This window comes from Neisseria sp. P0009.S008, from assembly GCF_051958615.1.
GTDB lineage: Bacteria > Pseudomonadota > Gammaproteobacteria > Burkholderiales > Neisseriaceae > Neisseria > Neisseria subflava.
On record NZ_JBQCVG010000047.1, the window covers coordinates 1 to 305 of the forward strand.

Consider the following 305-nt stretch of genomic DNA (forward strand, 5'->3'; position numbering starts at 1 on the left):
TTTTTGCGGTTCCAATCCAATGATGCGGCAATGCGCCTTTGTCCGTAGCGTCCTTTATGCCGCCGGTAGGTTTCGACAAGGAGGGCTTTGTCGGCTGCGTCGGGATCGGGCCGGTCTTGGTGGTGGTAGTAAAAGTTGCTTTTGGGCAGGTTTGCGATGTGCAGCAGGTATTTGGGCGGGTGTTGCGCCCTCAGTGTTTGGACGGTTTGGCTTTGTCCTTTTCGGTCCGCTTTTGGCTGAGGGCTTTTAACTCCTTTAGGTAGGCGACCTCTGCGCGCATATAGCACAACTCTTCGATAAGCTCT

Annotated in this window: 1 pseudogene; it reads right to left on the reverse strand. The window is 54.1% G+C overall.

Annotation, left to right across the window (positions count from 1 at the left end):
- Window positions 1-305, reverse strand: a pseudogene (locus ACTHSQ_RS11180) (hypothetical protein); the annotation flags it as partial.